The sequence below is a fragment of the Mycobacterium sp. UM_11 genome (genome assembly GCF_001414075.1).
Taxonomy (GTDB): Bacteria; Actinomycetota; Actinomycetes; order Mycobacteriales; family Mycobacteriaceae; genus Mycobacterium.
Genome location: NZ_LATC01000040.1, coordinates 22706 through 41736 on the forward strand (window position 1 = coordinate 22706; position 19031 = coordinate 41736).

Below are 19031 nucleotides of genomic sequence, written 5' to 3' on the forward strand. Positions count from 1 at the left end.
ATAAGCCTCACCCCACGATGTTAGGGGCGCGATGATCGCGGGCCGGTAACGATTCAGACGAGAGGAGCTTGCGGAGTCACCGTGTCGGGCGCGGCCGGAGCCGGAGCGGTTCCGCCGTGGATCGACGGCGGGGAGCCGGGCGGGGTCTGCCCGTTCACCGGCGACGGCGTGCTGCCCGGAACCGGACCCAGCGGCGGTCCGAAGCCGGGAACCGACTGGCCGGTGCCGGCCAACAGCTTCTGCGCGACGAACGCGGCGGCCTGGGTGGTGTACACCGGAACGTAACCCTCGGTGTGCCCGCTCCACTCGTTGCCCGGGCCGGCGTGGCAGATCGGGTCGTTGGGGTTGCACAGGTCGATCGCCTTGGAGCCCAGCAGCGCGCTCTGGCTGGGCAGCGTGCCGCCGGCGCGGTCGGCCACGTCGCCGAAGGTGGCGACGGCGGCGATGTTGGGGGCGTACTGCGCCGGCAGCGAGTTGCCCCAGTTGATGCCGCCGATCGGCACGCCGGCCACGATGTCCATCACCGACGCGCCCTGCGAGTAGCCGCCCAGCACGATCTTGGTGTTCGGGCACGTTTCGACGCTCTTCTTGACGCGGTCGATGGTGTCGTTGGCGCCGTCACCGCCGTGCAGCTGCAGCTTGCTGGCCGCGTAGTTCACCCCGTAGGGAAGGATGTTCAGGTGGGTCTGCTCGCGCAGCGAGTCCACGAACGCGTCGCCCACCCGGCCCAGACCCGGCGGCTCGTTGGTGCCGCGGGCGAAGATGACCTCGACGTCCGGGCAGTCGAAGGCGGAGGCTGTCGGCGTCGCAGCGGGGGATACCAGCAGGCCGGCGGCGGTGACCACTGCAGAAACCCCCGGGCCCACCCAGCGACCTAAGCGGTGGGAAAACACGCCGTAACTTTACCTACCCTAAGCACGGTTCGAAAGTTCGCTGGCCTGTGGATCAATTAAGCGGCCGCGCGGCCGGCCGCTTTACCGTGTGCCCAGGAAGTACGGGGGTTGGGGGATCAGTGCCGGGTCGGCCGACCACGTGGCTGCACGTCAGCGGTCACCGATTTCTGCTGCGCCGTGCCGAGTGCGCGTTGCTGGGTGGAGATATCCACACGCTCAGCGCACGCTCGCCCTCGTCAGGGGCGGCGCTGACGGCCGGGTGCGCGCTGGCGGCTATCGCCGTCGCGGTGGCTGGGCTCGCTGGTTTGCTGCGGCCACGGGTGGCGCTGGACGAGGCCCAACTGGTGATGGGGCGGGAATCCGGTGCGCTGTACGTGCGGGTGGGCGATACCTGGCACCCGGTGCCGAACCTGGCATCCGCGCGGCTGGTCGTGGGGACGGCGGCCAGCCCCCGATCGGCACCCGAGGCCGACCTGGCGCGCGCCAAACGCGGCCCGCTGCTGGGCATCCCGGGCGCGCCGCAGCTCATCGGCGAACCGTTGCCGGCGGCCGACTCGGGCTGGACGATCTGCGATACGGAAGGCCCCGGCGCGACGACGGTGATCGCGGGGCACACCGACGAAACGCCGGTCCGCCGCCTGGGCGCTGGGCAAGCCACCCTGGTCGCGGCCGGCCCGGGTTCGCCGACTTACTTGCTCTACGACGGGCAGCGGGCCCTGGTGGACGTCACCGACGCCGCGGTGGTGCGCGCGCTCCGGCTCGACGGGCGCGCACCGCGCCGCGTCTCGCCCGCGTTGCTGGATGCGATCCCGGAGGCGGCGCCGATCAGGACGCCGAGGGTGCGCGGCGCCGGCGGAAGGGCGGCTGCGTTGCCCGGATTTGCGGTGGGCAGTGTGGTGCGCGTCACACAAGCGGGCGGTGACGAGTATTACGCGGTGCTTGCCGACGGCGTCCAGCGCATCGGGCAGGTGGCCGCCGACCTCCTGCGCTTCGGCAACTCCCAGGGCACGGCCACCGTCGTGGCGGTGGCGCCCGACGCGATCCGCTCCGCCCCGATCGACGACGCGCTGCCGGTGGCCGGCTTCCCCGATCGGGCGCCGACGCTTTCGGACGACGTCAGCGCGTTGTGTGTCTCCTGGCCGGTTGTGCCGCCCGGCGAACCCGGCGTCACGTTATCGGTCGGCAGTGGGCTGCCGCTCCCGCCGGGTCGGACGCCGATGTCTTTGGCGCAGGCCGACGGCCCCGGGCCCGCCCTGGACGCCGTGTACGTGCCGCCCGGGCGGAGCGCCTACGTGCGGGCCGGCGCGCGCTATTTGGTCACCGACTCCGGGGTGCGCTTCGCGATTCACGACGACGACGCCGCACACGACCTCGGACTGCCGGCGGCGATCCCGGCGCCGTGGCCGGTCCTGGCCCTGCTCCCCGCTGGGCCGGAGCTGAGCAGAGAGAAGGCGTCAATCCCCCGCGACTCCGTCACGGGCTCCCCGTAGTGAGTCACCACCCTTGCCGTGTAGACGCCTGTGCCCCATCATTCGGCCGGCCAACGCTTTCAGCATGGCGGGTCGGAAACGTGGCCCACGCCATCGCGCCGCATTTCATGCACAGCCGTGCGTCGCTGACTACATCAACCTGTCGGCGTGGGCCGTACACTTTCCACATACTTGCCGATTCACTCGACGTAGCGGGTCGAGGTTTGAGAGAGGCGGACGCTATGGGTGTTCAGTCAAGTGCGCACTTCGGGGTAGAGGGACAGAGCCGCGAGGACGCATTGGCCGAGATGCGCGCCTGCCTCGAAGGATTCGAGAAGGAACGGTATGGGGTGTCACAGTTGCGGGTTGAAATCGGTGACGGTGACAGCGTTTTGATCAATCTGGTGATGGTCAGCGACGACGTTGTGGATGCGGATGCGGATGCTGCCGCTGCAGCTGCGGCGATCATCGAGGTTCTCCGTGGTTCTCCACACAGTTCACATTGGCGAGAGCGGCAGCGGGAATTGACGCTCGCCTAGTCGAAGCGCTGGGTCAGTACCTGTCTGCATAATGGCGTCGTCGAGCCAGAGTCCTTTGACCCGGCGGCAGCGATGCCGTATGTGGTTGCGCGAATGCACCTCGGACGTGCTCACGGCGCTGAGCGCCGGTGTCCTCGGGATGGCCGGGATAGGCGCATCGTGGCTTTGGGTCCGCCCGATCGTCTTGACTCTGCTACTGGTGGGCCTAGCAATCGCGGTTGCGTCCATCGCTTATGAACGGACCAGGCATCGCCCTACGCTCACCCAATTGACCATTCAGAACACCCATCTGATTCGGCAAGTCGAGGACCTTAGCAACCGCGTCACCGCGCACACCGTTCGCTTAATCGACATCGTCAACATTCTTCTGCGCGAACTTGCCACTTCGGTGAACATCTACTCGAACGACACCCGCTTGTCGGTCTACCGGCACCGGGATAATTCCCTTTATCTTGTTGGGCGGGTATCACCGAACGTCGACTACGCGCGGGTCGGCCGGGACTCATATCCCGACACACAGGGTTTCATCGGCCGATTGTGGCGCGGAGTAGGTACCCCGACGGTTGTGACCATGCCCGCTAGCCGTGCTGACTGGGAAGAAACACAGGTCCGGTCGTATGGCTTCACCGACGTAGACGCCCGCGGCCTTCGAATGCAAACTCGCGCAATGACCGGCATCAAACTGCAACTGCACGACCACGGTGAAGCCTTCGGGGTTCTCTGCATCGAGTGCGATAGGCCGCGCTCGACCGTTCGGGCGGGCACGATCAATTCGGTCGTAGAAGCGACCGAGTTCAAGACCCTGACTTCCATCCTCCACTTCGCGGTAATGGGTATGACCGAAGCGGAAGCTCGGGAAGGCTTGACGCAGGGACGTTGATGACGTGCCGGTTACCTAGTGCCGAAACCGAGCGCTAGGGGTCCTAACGGGGCCTTGGTTCAGTTACGAAGATCACTGCCTGACGCGAGGCGCAACCATCGACCCGTTCAACCTGACCGACTCCCGGTACCCCGTCGTCGGCCCCCCGCCACGCCGGCGACCAGCGCGATCGCCAACGCGGCAAGGCAGATTGCGGCGCCGCGCAAAGCCGTGTTCCGCGGCCGCGTGTCCTGGGGCGCGGCCGGTGGCCGCGTGGTGATCGGCGCGGGCGCCGGTGCCGAGGTGGGCGGGGACGGGCCAACATCCGTGCTGACCGCCGCCAACGCGTCGATCGTGCCGCTGCCGACGACCGGGTCCCACCCGGCGGCCGGGTGATGCGCCGTCGATTCGATGCGCTGCATCACCTGCCGCGCGGTCAACGTGGGGAAGCGGGCCCGAATCAACGCTGCCAGCCCACTGACCACCGGGGCGGCAAAACTGGTGCCGGACACCGGTTCCGAACCGAGCGGGGTGACTGCCTCGCCGGGGGCCGCGACATCGACCCACGGGCCGGCAAGGGTGAATGCCGACGGCGACCCTTCGGGACTCACGGAACCGACGGTCAGCACGTAGTCGTCGTACCAGGCCGGACTGACCGCGACCGTGACGGTCTCCCAGGTGGCATCCGGGCGCTGAGGGGGGCACTGCGCGGCCCCGCCGGTGTTGCCCGCGGCGGCCACGACGACGGCGTTCTTGATGTCGACGGCGTAGGCCAGGGCGGCGCCCAGCGCGCGGTCATCCAGCGCCGATGCGACCGGAACGCAAGCAACCGAGGAGATGTTGATCACCGAAGCCCCGAGATCGGCGGCGGTGCGGACGGCTTTCGCCATGGTGTCGACGTCGCCAACGCCCCCGCGGGATCGATCGGTCGCCGGGGAGAACTTAGCGCTGGATTGACGAATGCTGATCAAAGTCGCTTCGGGCGCCATTCCGCTGACGCCGGAATCCGGTTTCGCGGCAACGATTCCCGCCACCAGCGTGCCGTGCGCGTCGCAATCCTGGGTGCCGTCGCCGTTGGAGACAAAGTCTCCGCCCGCCACCACGTCCGGCAGCAGGCGGTGCCGCGACACACCGGTGTCGATGACGGCCACCCGTTGCCCGGCGCCGCGGCTCAGCTGCAGGACCCGCGACAGGTCGGGCAGGCCGGCCAGCCGATTCGGTGCGGATCCCGTCGTCATCGTCGCACAAACCTCGCGTTGCACCGTCGGCCACGGTGGTGCGGGGCGCGCGGGATTCGGCAGCCATTTGTCATCCACCTGCGGCGGCGAAACCGCTTGCGCCGGAGCGGGTCCGGCCAACGGCGCCCAAACCAACGTCGATACCGCCAGCAGGCGCGCGACGCCGGACGCCCTCACCTGAGATTCAGTCCCCGCGCGACGCCGTAAAGTCCGCAGAGCCAGCATGTCAGGGGCACCAACGCGACGAGCGAAAGCCACTCCAGCGCATCGATGGCTCGGCGCACCAGGAGCGGAGGCGTCACTGCCGGTGCGACGAAGCCGAGATACATCGCCGCGCCGGCCAGCATCGCCGTGGCCACGGCGACCCACGGCCCCTGCCCCGGCGCGCCGAAAGCGGTGACACCGAAAGTGACTCCCACGACGGCGATCCCGGCGGCGATGAACGTCACCATCCGGCCGCCGTCAGCGCAACGCGCGCGCAGCAGCAACAGGGCGCCGGTGATGCCGCCGAACGCCATGCACGACAGGCGCGGGGCACCGGCCAGCACGGTGACGATGGCGCCGACCGCCGCCGCAGAGGAAAACCCGGCAAGCAGGCTCGACAACCAGGCGTCGGCACGCCGCGCCCGTTCCCGCAGGCGCCACTCATCCGCATCCGTTTCGTCCATGGCCGGTGTCCAGAGCAGCCGAGTTGACAGCCCCGCCAACACGATCGACACCCGCGCCGCCGCCGCGACCATGCCGAGCGATGCCAGCCCGGCTGCGGCGCCGATGGCGTGCGGCGGTGCGGCGGTCACCACCCCCACCAACGCGGCGACGGCGACGACCGTCGCCGCGCATGACACGGCGGTCAATGTGACCGCGCCGCAGCCCGATACGCGCATAGCCACGACACAGGTGGCGGCCGCCGCCGTCGCGGCCAGCAGCACATTGCAGATGCCCGGCGGCCCCGGCACCACGAGCAAGCCGGCCACCGCGGCGAACGCGGCGGCCATCGCGCCAAGCGTCAGCCCCGCAACCGCGTCGCGATACGCCCGGTGGGCAACCACCGCCGACAGCAGCGCGACCAGACCCGCGCATGCCAGCACCCCCACGGCGGTGCGCGGCGCGTTGGCCACCAGGGCATTTCGTGCCAGCGCCAGCGCACCGACAGCGATCACACAGCCCGCCGCCACCGCCCCGGCGAGGCGGGCGGGGAATCCGGACGGTTCTGAAGCCGCTGCCAGCGCCTCGGCCATGGCCTCCGCGGTGTCGTGGTGACGAGGGGCGGGTGGCTCGGCCGGCGGCTGGCTCAGCAGCAGCACGGTGCCGTCCCCGATACCGCTCTGCGCCAGCGACTTCGACGGATCCAGGGGGGAGGAGCCGGGGAGCGACAGGTGGTAGCGCTTCGCGGTCAGACGGTTGTGGGCATGGCTTACCTCCAAGATGTCGACGATGGTAGGGGTGAGGACGGCGAGGGGTATCTCGGCCGGCAGGACCAGGTCGGCGGCGGCGCTGCCGGCATGGATCGATACGCGGCGGAGCCCTGAATCGGTTGCAGGCAACGACGAAACCCCTTCGGTCGGATTGCCCGAACGTAGCCAGGTTTCCGTCGCCCGGTCTACGGCTGTCCACAACCGACTTGCCGTGCATGTCGGTGCTACCTACCGTCGCCCAACGGGAGGGACGAGATGACCCAGAGTTTCGTGCCCGCAGCGCGGCGGCAGCCACCGACGGTGGCGACCGGCGATCTCGTCGTCGAGGCGCCGCCGGAGCCGCCGTCGCCGGCTACGGCCGGCTTGCTATTCCGCTTGCTGCCGGCCGTGCTGGCCGTCGCGGGATGCGGCGTCGTGGCGGCGACGTTGGCGTTGGGGTCGGGCGGCAGCCGCACGCCGATTTTCCTGGCCTTCCCGATCATGATGCTGGCCTCGACGGTGATGACCGCGGTCTCAGCGCGCGCCCGCCAACGGGGCGGCGGCATCGACGCCGATCGCCTCCGTTACCTCGGATACCTCAGTCGGCTGCGCGTCACGGCCACCGAAACGGCTGCGGCACAGTGCTACTCGCTGACGTGGGCTCACCCGGACCCCGACACCCTGTGGACGTTGATCGGGGGACCCCGGATGTGGGAGCGGCGGGCGACCGACGCCGATTTCTGCCGCGTCCGAATCGGCGTCGGGGCCCAGCCGCTGGCCACCCGGTTGGTAGCCCCGCCGACGGCGGAGCCTGCCGACCCGGTCACCGCCGCCGCTTTGGACCGGTTCATGCGTGCGCATTCGACGGTCATCGCGCCCATCACGGCCGCCCTGCGGGAAAGCCCGTGCGTCAGGCTCGAAGGCGACACGTCCGCGACGCGGGGGCTGCTACGCGCGATGATCTGCCAACTCGCCGTTCTGCACCCGCCCGATCAATTGCGGATCGTCGCCGCGATCCCGGACCGGGGCCATAGGCACTGGGAGTGGCTCAAATGGTTGCCGCACAACCAACATCCGATCGCGGCCGACGAAGCGGGTCAGGCGCGGCTGATGTATCGGAGTGTGGCCGAGGCACGAGCGGCGGTCGGCGAAATCCGCTGCGAGCACACGGTGGTGATCGCCGAGGTCGACGAGACCATCGACAAGATCACGGGCGCTACCGTCGTCCAACTCGGCGGCGGCCGCGACGACGCGCCGGTGACGATCAGCCGCTCCGGCGAAACCCAAACGGTGCCGCACCCCGACCGGATGAGCACGTTGGAGGCACTGGTATGCGCGCGCCGATTGGCGATGTACCGGGCCGACGCCGCCTCCCGCCGCGCCGCCACCGATTGGGCGGCCCTGGTGGGAATCGGCGACATGACATTATTCGACCCGATCCCGTTGTGGCGCAGCCGCGATCGGCTCCGCATCCCGATCGGGGTCAGCGCGGACGGAACACCGGTGGAACTGGACATCAAGGAGGCCGCGGAAAACGGCATGGGCCCGCATGGGCTCTGCGTCGGGGCTACCGGTTCGGGCAAGTCGGAACTCTTGCGGACGATCGCGCTCGGCATGATGGCACGCAACTCTCCCGCGGTGCTCAATCTGCTGCTCATCGACTTCAAAGGCGGCGCGACCTTTCTCGATTTCGCGTCCGCTCCGCATGTCGCCGCCGTCATCACGAATCTCGCCGACGAGGCACCGCTGGTGGCCCGCATGCGCGACGCCCTGGCAGGTGAAATGAATCGCCGACAACAGCTGCTGCGCGCGGCGGGCTGCGTCAGCGCCGCGGCGTACGGACGTGGGCGCCCGGCGGGCGCCACATCGCCCGCCCTGCCCACGCTGTTCATCATCGTCGACGAGTTCTCCGAGCTGCTCAGCCAACACCCGGACTTCGCCGACATGTTCATGGCGATCGGGCGGCTTGGCCGGTCGTTGGGCATGCACCTGTTGCTGGCCAGCCAACGACTCGACGAGGGCAGGCTGCGCGGTCTTGACGCCCATCTCTCCTATCGGATCTGCTTGAAGACACTGTCGGCCAACGAATCACGGGCGGTGCTGGGAACGCTCGACGCGCACGAATTACCGAACACCCCCGGAGCGGGTTATCTGCGGACAAGCGGCGGAGACTTGATCCGCTTCTCCGCGGCATACGTTTCCGGCCCGGCACCGTCGCGCGCGCCGGCCGTTGTTTCCGTGGGCAATCCCGCCGTACGGCGGTTCGAGTCTTGGACTGTCGGAGCGATCACCCGCCCCGGCGGCACCAGTGCGCCGTCCGAACCGACGACCCTGCGAGCCGTCCTGGACCTGCTCTGCGGACACGGGCCGCCCGCGCACCGGGTGTGGCTGCCCCCGCTGGACCGGGCACCCAGCCTGCACACGCTGCTTCTCGACGCTGCGCCCGCGCCGGATGCCCTGACGGTTCCCGTCGGCATCATCGACCTTCCCTTCGAGCAGCTACGGACGCCGCTGATGGTCGATCTGCGTGGGGCAGCCGGCAATGTCGCGGTCATCGGGGCGCCCCAGTCGGGAAAGTCGATGGCGCTGCGCACACTCATTACGGCCTTGGCGGCCACTCACGATCCGGGGCAGGTGCAGTTCTACTGCATGGACTTCGGCGGTGGGTCGCTGACATCGACCCGGGCCGTCCCGCATGTCGGCGCGGTTGCAGGAAGGGCCGAGCCGCGACTCGTCGCGCGGATGGTTGCCGAATGCGAGTCGCTAATCCAGCTGCGCGAGAACATCTTCAGCGATCACGGGATCACGTCGATCGCCGAGTACCGTACGCTCCGCGCGCGGCGCAAGGCGCCGCACGGCGATGCGTTCGGGGACGTCTTCCTGGTAATCGACGGCTGGGCGCGACTAGGCGAGGAATTCGATGAGCTGAAAGCCTCGATCACGGCCGTTGCCACACAGGGCCTTTCGTTCGGGGTGCACGTAGTGTTGTCGGCAACGCGATGGGCCGAGATCAGGCCGGCATTGCGGGACCAGATCGGCACGCGCATCGAGCTGCGGCTGGGGGATCCAGCCGATTCCGAACTCGACCGCAAAGCGGCGCAACACGTGCCCCGGGACAAGCCGGGCCGCGGGCTTTGCAGCGACGGGTCGCACATGATGATCGCCTTGCCCCTGGCCGAGATCCCTCCCGCCGAATCGGTGGCGCCGCCAATAGCGGTGCTGCCCAGATTGGTCGAGCGCGACACCGTTGTGGAGCGGGCGGGTGACCGCGTCCTGCTGGGCGTCGAGGAGCGTCGACTGGCACAGGTGACGTGCGAGTTCGACCAACACGCACATCTTCTCGTGCTCGGCGACAAGGAATGTGGCAAGACGGCGACGCTGCGGACACTATGCCGCGAGATCGTCCGGACGAAGACCAGCGCGCAGGCCCACCTCGCGATCGTCGATTTCCGGCGTTCGCTGCTCGGCGTCGTCGCGCCGGAGCGCCTCGGCGGCTATGCCATGTCGGCAGGCGCGTTGTCCGGATTGCTGCCGGATCTTCTTGATTTGTTGCGGCGGCGAATGCCGCCTGCCAATGCGAGCCCGGCGCAGTTGCGAGCCGGGGGTTGGCGTTCGGGGCCGGAAATCTTCCTCGTCGTCGACGACTACGAGCTGGTGGCCGGCTCGGGCGGAAACCCGCTTGCGCCGATCGCCGAATTCTTGCCTTACGCACAGGATTTGGGTTTACATCTGGTCATAGCACGGCGCAGCGGCGGCGCGGAGCGCGCGCTTTTCGAGCCTCTGCTGGCGGGGATGCGTGACCTCGGCTGCACGACCCTGATGATGAACGGCTGCCCACGCGAGGACGGGCCGTTCGGCTCCCGTCGCGCGGCGCGGTTGCCGGCCGGCCGCGGTGTTCTACTCACCCGATCGGGCGACGAGCAACTCGTCCAGGTGGCCTGGAGCGCGCCGTGAGTGCGCATCGCACCATCATCGAAACCGGTCCGGGCACGATCCGCCGATTATGTTGCGGGACAAGCATCGTCACTCAATACGGAAATTCCGAGATCGTCGAGGCGGCGCTGCGCGCGATAGACGATCGGGTGGCATTGGTGGGCGATCGCCCGGTCGACGTTGCTTCCCTGTGGGCTGACGCGCTGCGGTCCGTGGCCTGCCCGCGCGGCGGGGGCGTGGTCGTGGTGCATCCGTCTTGGTGGTCGGCGTCGCGCGTGGGAGTGGTAAGCGGGGCGGCGAAGACCGCTTTCGGCGACGTGCTGGCGAGGCCCCGTTCGGGGTTGTTGGCGCGGGCCGCGGGCGCCGACGCAAAGGCGGCGATCGTGGTGGAGATCGCCGACCGGATGGTGGTGATCGGTGGGCCCGACATCGTTGCGGTACCGCGCAGGCCGGAACCACATCCCGTCGCCGACGAGGTGGTGACCGCCATCGTGAGCACCACCGCCGCCGTCGTGTTGATCGACGCCCCCGGCACGGTCGCTGGGGCGTCGACCCTGGGCAAGTCCGTCGCCGAAGCGGTGCGCGGCAACGGGCGGACGGTGGTGGAAATCGACGACGCCCGGCTGGCCCGGCTGGCGGGTTCCGAGCTCGACGAGCTGCGCCGGCCGGGTGGCCATCGTGTGCGATTCGGCGCGCGCACACTCAGCGCCGTCGGCGCGGCCACCGTGGCGCTGGTGGTGGCCCCCGCCCTGATCAGCCCGGACCGGCACGGCACGGTCGCCCCGCCGGCGGTGGAAGCCCCGCCCACCACCTTTTTGGTGGAAGGCCGGGTGGCGGTGACGGTGCCCGCGGGCTGGTCCACGCAGCGGGTGGTGGCCGGGCCGGGGTCGGCCCGGGTGCAGGTCACCTCGCCATCCGATCCCGAGGTGGCGTTGCACGTCACGCAGTCGCCGGTCGCAGGCGACACGCTGAACACCACCGCCGAGCGGTTGAAACGCGCGATCGACGCGGAGCCGGCCGGGGTGTTCGTCGACTTCAACCCCTCCGCGACAAGCGTCGGCAGGCCGGCGGTGACGTACCGCGAAGTCCGCGCCGCCCATGACGTGCGGTGGACGGTGCTGCTCGACGGGTCGGTGCGGATCAGCCTTGGGTGCCAGAGCCGGTCCGGCAAGGAAGAGGCCGTGCGTGGCCCCTGCGAGCTGGCGGTGCGGTCCGCGCATGCGATCGAATGAACCGAAAATCGGGTGGAACCAAATCAACGGCGCCCAGGTCGAACTTGGTATGACTGCACCGAACTCCCTGAGCACCGATTTCGACCTGATGCGGTCGGTCGCGGCCACGACGGACGCCCGCAACGAGGAGATCCGGGCCATGCTGCAAGGGTTCATCGGCCGCATGGGCGCGGTGCCGCCGTCGGTCTGGGGTGGGGTCGCGGCCGCGCGGTTCAAAGAGGTGGTGGATCGCTGGAACGCGGAGTCGACGCGGCTCTATCACGTCCTGCACTCGATCGGCGAGACCATTCGGCACAACGCGATCACCCTGCAGGAGGCCGGCCACGCCCACGCAACCCATATCGCCGCCGCCGGCGGAGACCTGTGATCGGAAGGATGATCCGTGGAATCGGTGCTTTCCTATGACTTCGGCGAAATCGAGTTCTCGGTGCGCCAGGAGATCCACAGCACGTCGGCTCGCTTCAATGCGGCGCTGGACGAACTGAGGTCGCAGATCGCCCCGTTGCAGCAGCTCTGGACACGCGAGGCGGCGGCCGCCTACCAGGTTGAACAGCAGAAGTGGCACCAGGCGGCGACGGCGCTCAACGAAATACTGGTCGATCTCGGCAACGCGGTGCGCGACGGCGCGGACGAGGTGGCCGACGCCGATCGGCGGGCGGCCGGCGTCTGGGGACGGTAGCCGCGCCCATAGTCGTCTGTGTGGTCCCGGCGGGGGAGAGCCGCTGGGACCACGCAGTCGTTTTGACCTGCGGGGACGCGCATCGGTAAGCTGCTCGGTTGGCGTGCGGTACGCCGGGGCCTCGGGTCAACGTCGGTCGCCGAGACCAGCCCCACCGCAACCGCCTGACCGGCACCCGGCTCGACCCGGGATCCACCTCGAGAAAGAAAAGGTAAGCGCTGTGCCCACCTACGCGCCAAAGGCGGGTGACACCACGCGGTCGTGGTACGTCATCGACGCCACGGACGTGGTGCTTGGCCGCCTTGCCGTCGCGGCAGCCACCCTGCTGCGCGGCAAGCACAAGCCGACGTTCGCCCCCAACGTCGACGGCGGTGACTTCGTCATCGTCATCAACGCCGACAAGGTCGCCCTGTCCGGCGACAAACTGCAGAGCAAGCTGGCTTACCGCCACTCGGGGTATCCCGGCGGCCTGCACTCGCGCACCACCGGCGAGCTGATGGAAAAGCACCCCGACCGCGTCGTCGAGAAGGCGATCGTCGGCATGCTGCCCAAGAACAAGCTCAGCCGTCAGATCCAGCGCAAACTCCACGTCTACGCCGGCCCGGAGCACCCCCACGCCGCTCAGAAGCCGGTTCCGTACGAGATCAAGCAGGTGGCCCAGTGACCGAAACGACCGAGGCCTTGGAAACCCCCGACCCCACGGCCACCGAAACCCCGGACGTGCCGGCCGAGGCCGCCGCGCCCGCGCCCGCCCCGGAGCCGTTCGTCTTCGACCGGCCCATTCAGACCGTCGGCCGCCGCAAGGAGGCCGTCGTGCGGGTGCGCCTGGTGCCCGGCACCGGCAAGTTCGACCTGAACGGCCGCAGCCTGGAGGACTACTTCCCCAACAAGGTGCACCAGCAGCTCATCAAGGCCCCGCTGGTCACGGTGGACCGGGTGGAGAGCTTCGACATCTTCGCCCTGCTGCACGGCGGCGGCCCGTCGGGCCAGGCCGGGGCGCTGCGCCTGGGCATCGCCCGGGCGCTGATCCTGGCGCAGCCCGAGGACCGTCCGGCGCTGAAGAAGGCCGGCTTCCTCACCCGTGACCCGCGTGCCACCGAGCGCAAGAAGTACGGCCTGAAGAAGGCCCGCAAGGCGCCTCAGTACAGCAAGCGCTGATCAACCATCACTTTCTGGCCGCAACGGGGCCTCAAACTGGGTCGTTCCGCGCTTGCATCGGCGTGTCTGCGCCCAAACGCGCCCCGTTTCGGTCAGAAAAGAACGGGCACGTTAGGTGAACGGCCGCCAACTGTGAGAGGTTTTTCCGCATGGGTCGACTATTCGGCACCGACGGTGTCCGCGGGGTCGCCAACCGGGAGTTGACCGCCGAGTTGGCGCTCGAGCTGGGCGCCGCCGCCGCGCGGCACCTGGCCAGCGCGGGCGGACCGGGCCGGCGCGTCGCCGTGATCGGGCGCGACCCCCGGGCCAGCGGCGAGATGCTGGAGGCCGCGGTGATCGCCGGGCTGACCAGCCAGGGCGTTGACGCGCTGCGCGTCGGGGTGCTCCCCACCCCGGCGGTGGCCTACCTGACCGGCGCCTATGACGCCGACTTCGGCGTGATGATCTCGGCGTCGCACAACCCGATGCCCGACAACGGCATCAAGATCTTCGGCCCCGGCGGCCGCAAGCTCGACGACGACACCGAGGACCGGATCGAGGCGCTGGTCACCGCGGAAGCCGGGGCGCGCCCCGTCGGCGCCGGGATCGGCCGCGTCATCGACGCCGAGGACGCCGACGACCGCTACCTGCGGCACCTGAGCAAGGCCAGCACGCTGCGCCTCGACGGCCTGACCGTGGTGGTCGACTGCGCGCACGGCGCGGCCTCGTCGGTGGCGCCGCGCGCCTACCGGGCGGCCGGTGCGCGGGTGATCGCGATCAACGCCGACCCCAACGGGCTGAACATCAACGACAACTGCGGCTCCACCCACCTGGACTCGCTGCGCGCCGCGGTCATCGCCCACCGCGCCGACCTCGGCCTGGCCCACGACGGCGACGCCGACCGCTGCCTGGCCATCGACGCCAACGGCGAGCTCGTCGACGGCGACGCCATCATGGTCGTGCTGGCGCTGGCGATGCGCGAGGCCGGCGAGCTGGCCTCGGACACGCTGGTGGCCACCGTGATGAGCAACCTCGGGCTGCACCTGGCCATGCGCGCCGCGGGCATTACCGTGCGCACCACCGGCGTCGGCGACCGCTACGTGCTCGAGGAACTGCGGGCCGGCGAGTACAGCCTGGGCGGCGAGCAGTCGGGCCACATCGTGATGCCCGCGCTGGGCTCCACCGGCGACGGCATCGTCACCGGGCTGCGGCTGATGAACCGCATGGTGCAGACCGGCTCGTCGCTGACCGAGCTCGCCGCGCCGATGCAGACGTTGCCCCAGGTGCTGATCAACGTCCGCGTCACCGACAAGGACACCGCCGCCGCCGCGCCCTCGGTGCGCACCGCGGTCGGCGACGCCGAGGCCGAACTCGGCGACACCGGCCGAATCCTGTTGCGCCCGTCTGGAACCGAGCCCGTCATCCGGGTCATGGTGGAAGCCCCCGAGGCCGACGTCGCCCAGCGCGTCGCGAACCGGGTCGCCGAGGCGGTCAGCTCCGCGCGCTGAATCGGAACCCGGCCGTCGCACCACACTGAATTGACGGGATAGCGTGCGGCAGTAGTGTGATGACGTTCGATGGCGGGTGGCGGCGAGCGTCGGGCGGGGAGGAGCTTCGGGTTGGTTCAGCTGGCTAACCTGAGTGTCGGTGAGCTGGTGGCCGGGGCCGGCGGTGATCCGTGGGCAGTGAACCAGACTCTGCAAGCGGGGCAGCCCGCACAGATCTCCAACCTGGCCAACGCCTTTCACGCGGCGGGGCGTTCCACTGCCGAGTCCGATCATGCCTTTGAGCAGGCCCGCAAGCGCTTCGACGCCGCCTGGAATCACCAAAATGGGGATCACCCGATCAACGGCTCCGCTGAAGTGCAACGCACGGCCCAGGCGCTGGGAGCGCAGTCCGAGCAGTTGCCCAAGATCGGCGCGGATTTGGAAAACATCGCCGCCGCGTTGGCCGAGGCGCAGAAGGCCGGTGCCGCAGACATCGCCACCCTGGATGGCCGGCTGCAGGTTCTCGACAGAATCATCGGCGCGGCCAAGGAGGAGCTTCGGCATTCCGACCTGAGTGCGCAAGATCGCCAGGCACTCGAAACCTTGATCAAGGACGCGAAAGCCGACGCGGTCGAGGACACCAAAGATGCGCTCGACCAGCTGCACGCCATCCGCGACAACTATTCGAACTCGCTGCACCAGGCCCAGACCAATCTGGCCAACGACGGGTACGACCCGGGCCGTGTCCTGGGTGTCGACGGTCACGAGGCCGAGACACCCGAGCAAGCCGAGCAAGACGTCAAGGGCGCGCTGGGCGGCGACAAGGGCGCCGCCGCCCGCGTGAACGGGGTGCTCAACTCGATCACGCCCGATCAGCGGGCGGGGAAGGTGCCGTTGACCGCCGAGCAGGCGTCGGTGTTGAGCCAGCTGCAAGCTCAAGAACACGGCATGTCGATCGATGCCCTCAAGACCGCCGAACAACGGCTCGGCGACGAGAAGGGCATGATCGGCAACTCGTGGCAGCTGATGAGCAATCCCAACCTCACGTTTCCCAAGACGCCGCTGCAGGTCGGTGCGAAGCAGGGCACCGACACGGTGAAGGGCGGCGCGGCGCAGCTGCCCGAAAGTGTTCAGCAGGCACTGAATTCGTCCGGCCTGGAATACATGCGCCAAACCAACGACATCGCCAACATCGTCAAGGACGGCGACAAATCGTTCCAGACGAACACCGATCTGGATCGGGCGATGATCCGCAAGGCGGGGGCCATGATGGACACCCCGCTGTGGCAGCACGACCCGGCGAGCCAGGGCCAAAACGTCGAGCGCGATCCCGCCATGGACCCCGCGGTGTCCAACGTGCTGTCCGCGATGTCGCCGGATCACCAGGTCGTCCACGACACCATGACCGGCGGCGATCACGACAAGTTCCTGCGGAACCTCACCCATCACGCGTGGAAGGACAACGGGCAGGCGGTCGGTTCGCTGTTCTCCTGGACCGGCGACGCCGCGCAGGGACCGGAAGCCAAGATCGCCGGTGAAACCGCCCGCGCCTACGCCGATTACGTCGGCCACCACGCGTCCACGGACTTGCTCCATCTCCCGGGCAACCACACCTTGGGGCAAGTGAACCCCGACCTTGTCCAAGCGATGGGCCACGGCCTCGACCCGTACGTCAACAACATCGCCGGAACATCGGGCGGGCTGCCGGAATTCGGCAGACCGCTCGACACCAACGGCGACGTCCATTCCGGCGCACTGCCTCTCGCCAAGGGCATATTCTCGGTGATCGACAGCGACCCCACCGCCGCGCGGGACTTCAACAAGAATGCGTACACCCAGGCGTTGCTGCACGACTCGTCATTCGCGTTGAACCCGAATCACGACGGTTACAGCGACCAGCTCTACGACGCCGCCACGTTGCGAGGACTGGTCGACGTGGGAACCCACAATGCCTACGAAGCGAACGAACAAAACGGTTACCACCAACAGCTTTCGGAATACGACTCGAAGAAGCTGGCCTACGAAGACGGCGTCCAGGCCGCCAGCACGGTCGGTGGTTGGGTCCCGGGGGTGGGCAAAGTCAGCGGGCCCGCGATTGGCATGCTTGGGCATAACCTCGAAAACGACATGTTGGGGCCGGCGCCCACCGCACCGGGCCAGACGCCGATCCAGCCCATGGACATCGGAAACGCCGACGAACACATGCTCGATGCGTTGCTCGGCGCAAACCAGCACATCTCGGGACTGCCACCCGAATATGTTGTCTACGACCACGATCACCCCAATGGGCGAATCGCGACCCTGGACGAGATGCAAGCCAAACATCCCGATCTCACCGCCGGCCAGTACAACAATGTCCTTGGCCCGGTGTTGTCCCAGTCGCTGAACCTGCCGCCGAATGAGAAGATGTCGCCGGACCAGTACATGGTCGACCGCTACAACAACGTCATCGGCGTACCGGAACCCCCGGGGAAGAAATGACTTACATTCGGCGCGCAAGACGCTTTTTGATGACGCTGTCGACCATCACGGTTTCGCTGGTCGGCTGCGCTTCAGGCAGTCACTCCGGCCAGTCGGCGTCGCCCACCTCCACGACGCCTGCGGGGTGGCCGCCGACACTTAACGATTTCAGCGTGGTGTGGAGCGCGGAACCCGATATCGCCGTCACCACCTGGCCCGCCGTTGCGGTTCGGGCCTACGCCGAGTCCTACTTGCTGGCCTCCATCACCGGTGAGGACAAATTCCTGTACCCGGGATTCAAGCAGGCGGTAGACGCCGACAAGCCGATCGACAACCCGACGGGCACCCGGTTCCTGTGGCCGAAGACCGACCGCAGGACCGAAAATCCCTGGGTAGGAACCGAATACGACCACATCCTGTCGATCGCGACCTCTGGCCGTGACGTGACGGTGGTGGTCTGTGAATATATGTTCGGCACCGCGCAAGCGCGGGGTCACGGGTACACCCCGAACATCGGCCAGCCTCCCCCCGATTCGGGGATCGAGCCGATGCGAATCACGATGACGGCTCCCGCCACCACCGGCCCGCAACTGCCCGCCCAACAGGGACCGGCGCGCGCGCCGTCGGCCGACGTGTTCGGCGGCTGGAGGATCACCGGTCATCAGGGTGGGTACTTCGCCGAATACGGGCTCGCGGCGGAATGGCCTGATCTCGCCCGGGACACCGACGCCTGCCGCGCCAAAGCGCCCCCACACCCCGATCTCGTTCGCGGCGGTGAGTATCCACGCTCGAACTTTCCCACCCAGCCACCGGCCCCGGGCTGGCCGGCACCAAGCCCAGCATCCTAGCTACCAATAGCGTTCGCCCGCAACGGGTTTCACTGTTCTTGGATGTGCCACACCGGCCGCGCCGAATCTGCGAGGAACCCGGACGCGTCCCCGGGCGTCGGATTAGGCATGAGATTCGACAGGGGAACACGGCCCGTCACCGTGGCCCGCACCGAGATCGACGTCGCGGCCACGCACCGCATCGCCGGCCAATTCCGCGCCGCCGCGGACATTCTCGACCGCGCGTTGAGCGATCAGTTGGGCCGGCTTTCGTTCGGCGGGGCCGGCGCCGGGCGCGCCCACGCCGCCCGCGGCGACGCGTTGCGCGCCGAGCTGGAGCGGCTGACCGCCCAGGTCGAGCAGTGGTCGCGGGCGTCCGTCGAGATCGCCGCCGCGCTGCGGGCCAGCGCCGACCGCTACGCCGACGCCGAGCTGTACGCCGCGGCGCGGATCGCCTGACCGTGGCCGACCGGTTGGACGTCGCCGGGCGCCTCGCCGAGGGGCTGCCCGCCGTCGAGCACACTCAGACTTACGTGCGGGCGTGCCACGCCCTGGGCTATCAACATCCCGACCTTACGGCGCAGCCCTCGCAGATCCGCGACTGGTACGACACCGAAGACGGCCTCGACCTGCGCGCCCTCGACCGGGACTGCGCGGAACTGCGCGCGGCGGCCGACGCGGTCTCCGAAGCGCTGCGCATGCAGCGGGCGCAGGTGGCCGAGTTGGCCGCGGCGTGGACGGGGCCGGCCGGGGATGCCGCGGTGCAATTCGTGGAGCACCACTGCGACACCGCCGGCGTGGTGGCCACCGAACTGCGCGCGGCGGCGCAACGGTGCGAATCGCTGCGCGACAACCTGTGGTACCTGGTCGACTCGAAGGTCGCG

16 protein-coding genes and 1 pseudogene are annotated in these 19031 nt (G+C 68.8%); 14 read left to right on the forward strand and 3 right to left on the reverse strand.

Annotation, left to right across the window (positions count from 1 at the left end):
* Positions 1–53 precede the first annotated feature (53 nt).
* Positions 54–893: a cutinase family protein gene (locus tag WU80_RS12420; RefSeq protein ID WP_055403406.1), complete on the reverse strand. Its 840-nt coding sequence runs from the start codon at positions 891–893 to the stop codon at positions 54–56.
* A gap of 119 nt (positions 894–1012) precedes the next feature.
* Between WU80_RS12420 and eccB the strand changes: the two genes are divergently transcribed.
* From eccB to WU80_RS12430, 3 genes are all read left to right on the forward strand, one after another.
* Positions 1013–2383 (forward strand): type VII secretion protein EccB, encoded by a 1371-nt coding sequence (eccB, locus tag WU80_RS12425; protein WP_055403407.1) that lies wholly within the window; start codon positions 1013–1015, stop codon positions 2381–2383.
* A gap of 221 nt (positions 2384–2604) precedes the next feature.
* Entirely contained in the window at positions 2605–2901 is a 297-nt protein-coding gene (locus tag WU80_RS25835) for a hypothetical protein (RefSeq protein WP_156349556.1), read from the forward strand.
* Positions 2902–3169: 268 nt separating this feature from the next.
* Positions 3170–3781 (forward strand): hypothetical protein, encoded by a 612-nt coding sequence (locus WU80_RS12430; RefSeq protein WP_156349557.1) that lies wholly within the window; start codon positions 3170–3172, stop codon positions 3779–3781.
* 107 nt (positions 3782–3888) lie between these two features.
* Here the strand turns inward: WU80_RS12430 and mycP are convergent, their stop codons facing one another.
* Positions 3889–5175, reverse strand: a complete 1287-nt coding sequence (gene mycP, locus WU80_RS12435; RefSeq protein WP_055403409.1) for a type VII secretion-associated serine protease mycosin — start codon at positions 5173–5175, stop codon at positions 3889–3891.
* Positions 5172–6542: a type VII secretion integral membrane protein EccD gene (gene eccD / locus WU80_RS12440; RefSeq protein ID WP_055403410.1), complete on the reverse strand. Its 1371-nt coding sequence runs from the start codon at positions 6540–6542 to the stop codon at positions 5172–5174. Before eccD ends, mycP begins: the two co-directional genes overlap by 4 nt.
* A 126-nt stretch (positions 6543–6668) precedes the next feature.
* Between eccD and eccCa the strand changes: the two genes are divergently transcribed.
* From eccCa to WU80_RS12495, 11 genes and pseudogenes are all read left to right on the forward strand, one after another.
* The gene (gene eccCa / locus WU80_RS12445; RefSeq protein ID WP_055403411.1) at positions 6669–10346 is read left to right on the forward strand and encodes a type VII secretion protein EccCa; all 3678 of its coding nucleotides are present in this window, start codon (positions 6669–6671) and stop codon (positions 10344–10346) included.
* Entirely contained in the window at positions 10343–11557 is a 1215-nt protein-coding gene (locus tag WU80_RS12450; RefSeq protein WP_055403412.1) for a type VII secretion-associated protein, read from the forward strand. The genes eccCa and WU80_RS12450 overlap by 4 nt, the downstream gene beginning before the upstream one ends.
* A 49-nt stretch (positions 11558–11606) precedes the next feature.
* Positions 11607–11924, forward strand: coding sequence for a WXG100 family type VII secretion target (locus WU80_RS12455; protein ID WP_055403413.1), 318 nt, complete (start codon positions 11607–11609; stop codon positions 11922–11924).
* 15 nt (positions 11925–11939) lie between these two features.
* On the forward strand, positions 11940–12236 hold the full coding sequence (locus WU80_RS12460; RefSeq protein ID WP_055403414.1) for a WXG100 family type VII secretion target: 297 nt from the start codon (positions 11940–11942) through the stop codon (positions 12234–12236).
* A gap of 220 nt (positions 12237–12456) precedes the next feature.
* A complete protein-coding gene (rplM, locus tag WU80_RS12465; protein WP_007172542.1) occupies positions 12457–12900 on the forward strand; it encodes a 50S ribosomal protein L13 in 444 nt (147 codons plus the stop codon).
* A 56-nt stretch (positions 12901–12956) separates the two neighbouring features.
* On the forward strand, positions 12957–13394 hold the full coding sequence (gene rpsI, locus WU80_RS12470) for a 30S ribosomal protein S9 (RefSeq protein ID WP_156349558.1): 438 nt from the start codon (positions 12957–12959) through the stop codon (positions 13392–13394).
* A gap of 149 nt (positions 13395–13543) precedes the next feature.
* The gene (glmM, locus tag WU80_RS12475) at positions 13544–14881 is read left to right on the forward strand and encodes a phosphoglucosamine mutase (protein ID WP_055403416.1); all 1338 of its coding nucleotides are present in this window, start codon (positions 13544–13546) and stop codon (positions 14879–14881) included.
* A gap of 111 nt (positions 14882–14992) precedes the next feature.
* The gene (locus tag WU80_RS12480; protein WP_231633817.1) at positions 14993–17341 is read left to right on the forward strand and encodes a hypothetical protein; all 2349 of its coding nucleotides are present in this window, start codon (positions 14993–14995) and stop codon (positions 17339–17341) included.
* Positions 17342–17370: 29 nt separating this feature from the next.
* The gene (locus tag WU80_RS12485) at positions 17371–18168 is read left to right on the forward strand and encodes a hypothetical protein (RefSeq protein ID WP_231633818.1); all 798 of its coding nucleotides are present in this window, start codon (positions 17371–17373) and stop codon (positions 18166–18168) included.
* Positions 18169–18276: 108 nt separating this feature from the next.
* Positions 18277–18606: a type VII secretion target gene (locus tag WU80_RS12490; RefSeq protein ID WP_055403418.1), complete on the forward strand. Its 330-nt coding sequence runs from the start codon at positions 18277–18279 to the stop codon at positions 18604–18606.
* Between the two features lie 2 nt (positions 18607–18608).
* Positions 18609–19031, forward strand: a pseudogene (locus tag WU80_RS12495) (hypothetical protein); the annotation flags it as partial.

Bases quoted from the DNA above. Each gene is read 5' to 3' on its own strand.
- WU80_RS12485 (WP_231633818.1), top strand. From the start codon at position 17,371: ATGACGCTGTCGACCATCACGGTTTCGCTGGTCGGCTGCGCTTCAGGC.
- WU80_RS12455 (WP_055403413.1), top strand. From the start codon at position 11,607: ATGACTGCACCGAACTCCCTGAGCACCGATTTCGACCTGATGCGGTCG.
- eccCa (WP_055403411.1), top strand. From the start codon at position 6,669: ATGACCCAGAGTTTCGTGCCCGCAGCGCGGCGGCAGCCACCGACGGTG.
- glmM (WP_055403416.1), top strand. From the start codon at position 13,544: ATGGGTCGACTATTCGGCACCGACGGTGTCCGCGGGGTCGCCAACCGG.
- WU80_RS12490 (WP_055403418.1), top strand. From the start codon at position 18,277: ATGAGATTCGACAGGGGAACACGGCCCGTCACCGTGGCCCGCACCGAG.
- WU80_RS25835 (WP_156349556.1), top strand. From the start codon at position 2,605: ATGGGTGTTCAGTCAAGTGCGCACTTCGGGGTAGAGGGACAGAGCCGC.